Consider the following 3,358-nt stretch of genomic DNA (forward strand, 5'->3'; position numbering starts at 1 on the left):
ACAGCATCATGGCCGCCATGCGCCGCGTGCGGGCACCGTCGAGCGTCGTCGGGGAGGTAGTCACCCGTCTGAAGCTACCCGGTGCGCAACCGGGAATAGCGGACAAAAACGTGCGAGTCGGAGAAGGCCGCCGCCTCGGCGACAAAACCTGTGGGCGTCGCTGAAGTCACGGGCGTCGCGGCACCATCGCGCGAGCCGCCGATGTCCGCGGTGCCGCCGGCGGAGTCCCCGCCGAACGTCGCCGGTCCATCACCGACGACGACGGGCGCGAGGGTCAGGAAAACCTCGTCGACGATGTCGGCTTCGAAAAACGACCGATAGACGCTGGGGCCACCCTCGACGACTATTCGCGCGTAACCGCGGTTCCTCAATGCGTCGACCACGAAGGCCGGATCCGTGTCATCGAGCATCAGCACAGTCGCCCCGGTTCGCTCCAGGGACGCCAGACGCGAGGCGCGGTCATCGGGGACCGCCGCGGGGCGGCCCACGAACTCCTTCGGGCCGATGACGATGGGCGGTACCTCCGCGTCGGCGAAGAACCTGGATTCCGGATCGAGCTCGAAGCCGCGGGTGAGCACCGCGATGGGCGGGACGGGGCGGTCGTGGGCCGGGCCGCCGAAGCGTTTCGTCGCCTCGTCCCGCCCGACGCCGCAGTAGCCCTCGGCCCGAACCGTCGACGAACCCACGACGATGACGTCCGCCGAATCCCGGAGCGACTTGAGCAGGTGCAGGTCGGCGTCGTTTCCCAGCCCCGAGGACTTCCCGGAGATCGCGCCGCGCCCATCAACCGAACTAATCGCCACGACGATCACCCGGGCATCGCCGGCCGGGGCAGCGGGCTCAGTCGACGCGGTGACCGCGGAACCGCGATCGCCGAGAAACTCCGGTATGTTGCCGCCGTCGAGCTCCGAAAACCATCGCATGACGTACGACGATATCCGCAACCCCGTTTGCGGGCGCATTGGACCGCGTGTTGAGTTGAGCCCATGACTGCAACGGTGGATTCGATGCTCGCGGGGGACGTCGCGGAGCTGACGGAATCGGAGCTGCGCGGCCTCGACGACGGCGATGCGCTCCGCGATCTATGGGCGAGGATCCCCGAGGATGCGGGTGCCCGCCACCTGTACTCCCGTTATCTGATGGAAGTCCACGGTGGCACGTGGGTGGGCGAGGTCATCGGTTGGGTGCGCGAATGCGAACCCGAGGAAGAGTTCCTCGTCGGGTATCTCGCCGACTTGGGGTGGGCGGGGAGGTCGTGTTGCCGCAGCGCTACGCCCCAGATCCCGAAGCACATGCTGGTCCGCCGTGAGCCCAAAGTCGTGCGATTCGCGTACGCCTACCTGGCGTTGCAGGCGGCGCGATTCGACTTCGACTACCGGTTGATCAACCGGATACTCGGTGTCATCGACGACGATGAGGCCATCGAGTACTCGAACTTCGGCGAAGGTTTCGCCATGTTCGCCGCGCTGGCCGAGGGCGCCGACGTCGACGTGGACGCCATCGAACGTCTCGCGAAACCCGGCGCCAACGTGAAGCTCCAGCACCTGGTCCTCCACGGCATGTGGCTGTATCCGGGTGACCGGTACGGTGAACAGCTCGTGCAGATCGGCACCCGCCTGATCCGAAGCGACGCACGGGACGCGAACGCGTGGATGCGCCGGGCCGAGGGGCATCGGCGACTTGGGGAACATCGCGAGGCCGTCGAAGCCCTCGACACCGCCATTTCCCTCCTCGACGCGAATTCCCGGGAGGTCCACGCCGACTTCGTCCGCCAGCGGATGATGGTGACCTACGAAATGGGCATCATGGCGAACATCGACGAAAAAGTCGCCGCGGTCGAGGCGGTGATCGCGGAGCGCGGTGACGCGCAGGTCGAAAAGCTGCACGGCATCGTCGACGAGCATTCGAACACGTTGAAGCGGCAGTTCCAGGACATGATGTTCCGGATCATGGAGGTCATCGCCTTGTTCGTGGCCTTGATCGGTGTTTTGGCGGCGACCATCGGCACCTCCCTGGCCGCCGGCCTGAGCCTCGGCGGGCGCATCGCGATTCTCGCGTCGGCCTCGATCTTCCTTGTGTTCTTCTTCGTGATGATCCACGTGCTCGCCAGGCCCCGCGCCGAGCGCACCCGAAAGGACCGGACATGAACAGGCTTTTCCGCACGACCCCCGGGGGAGGCTCCTGCGACTACGTCCCCGACCTCGTCGATCTGCGGTCGATCGGGGACGCGGGCCGAGGTGACGGCATCGACCTCGCCGAGGGCGTCGACGGGGTCATTGAGTACCTGGATGAACGCATCGCGGCCGTCATCGAACGTAACCCCGGGCGCCCCTCCCTCTTGTTGTCGGGCGGAGTCGACTCCATGTTGCTGGCGGCCGCGCTGGCGCGAACGGGCGTCGATTGTATGGCGGTGACGTTCAGCGCCGATGTGCCCGGCCGCATTGACGATGAAGCGCATCGGGCCGCGGAAATCAGCGGGCTCTTCGGGTTCGAGCACGAGATGGTGGCCCTCGATCCCACCGAGCTGTCCGCCGCGGCCGCCCGGTTGGTGCCCGTACTCGGCGTATCCGATCCGTGGGAAGTGCTCGCGGCGACGGTGCTGACCCAGTGCGATGCCCGGGCGCGCGAACGCGGGGCCGATGGCCCCATCTTCACCGGCGCGGGGGCCGATTCGTTGTTCCTCGGCGGTTCCGAGTTCGGCCGGGCGGAGGACGCGGACGCGGATCGGGACGCCGAATGGGCCGCCGCCGTGCGCGCGCGGGTCGCGAAGAACTTCACCCGCGACAGGCTGATCCCGGATTTCTACGAGCGGTTGCTGGAACGGCCCGAACGCCACATCCAGATTTGGCAGACCACGGCGGCGGTGGAGTTGGCGCTGTCCTTGCCGCCGACGGCCGTCCGGGGTCCGGAGATGGACACCGACAAGTTGGTGCTCCGCGAAGCGGCGGTGCGTCTCGGCGTGCCGCGGGAACTCGTCCGGCACGCCAAGAGCCCCATGCAGGTTTCTTCCGGGGGAGTGGACGGGCTCGTGGTCGCCGCACGACGGTGGCTTACGACGAGGAAGGGCGGCGGGGAGTACGCGGACCCGATGCTCGAACCCCTCGAGTACACCGTCGCCCGGCTGTGGCTGGAACGCTCCCTCGGATCCGGGGATGCGGGATGACGGGGCCGATCGCCACGCGATCCGGGACACAACCGACCGAAATGTAACCTCCCGAGGCAAGGGCACCCTCGGGAAGCAAGCCGAATGATCCTTGTCGAATTTATCGGTATCCGCATATCCTTGCGGCATGCGACTCAACGATAAGCTCGAAAAGGCCTTCAACGACCAGGTCACCATGGAAATGCAGGCATCGGC

3 protein-coding genes are annotated in these 3,358 nt (G+C 66.9%); 2 read left to right on the plus strand and 1 reads right to left on the minus strand.

Annotated elements, in window-relative coordinates; genetic code table 11:
- Window positions 1-74: 74 nt before the first annotated feature.
- The gene (locus K8V11_RS08475) at window positions 75-923 is read right to left on the minus strand and encodes a dihydrofolate reductase family protein (protein ID WP_303912736.1); all 849 of its coding nucleotides are present in this window, start codon (window positions 921-923) and stop codon (window positions 75-77) included.
- A 63-nt stretch (window positions 924-986) separates the two neighbouring features.
- Between K8V11_RS08475 and K8V11_RS08480 the strand changes: the two genes are divergently transcribed.
- Both K8V11_RS08480 and K8V11_RS08485 read left to right on the plus strand, forming a co-directional pair.
- Complete coding sequence (locus tag K8V11_RS08480; protein WP_303912739.1) at window positions 987-2,147, plus strand: tetratricopeptide repeat protein; 1,161 nt, start codon at window positions 987-989, stop codon at window positions 2,145-2,147.
- Window positions 2,144-3,163: an asparagine synthase C-terminal domain-containing protein gene (locus tag K8V11_RS08485; protein WP_303912741.1), complete on the plus strand. Its 1,020-nt coding sequence runs from the start codon at window positions 2,144-2,146 to the stop codon at window positions 3,161-3,163. Before K8V11_RS08480 ends, K8V11_RS08485 begins: the two co-directional genes overlap by 4 nt.
- The last annotated feature ends 195 nt before the right edge of the window (window positions 3,164-3,358 follow it).

It is taken from the genome of Dietzia timorensis, assembly GCF_020742175.1.
GTDB classification, from domain to species: Bacteria; Actinomycetota; Actinomycetes; order Mycobacteriales; family Mycobacteriaceae; genus Dietzia; species Dietzia timorensis_A.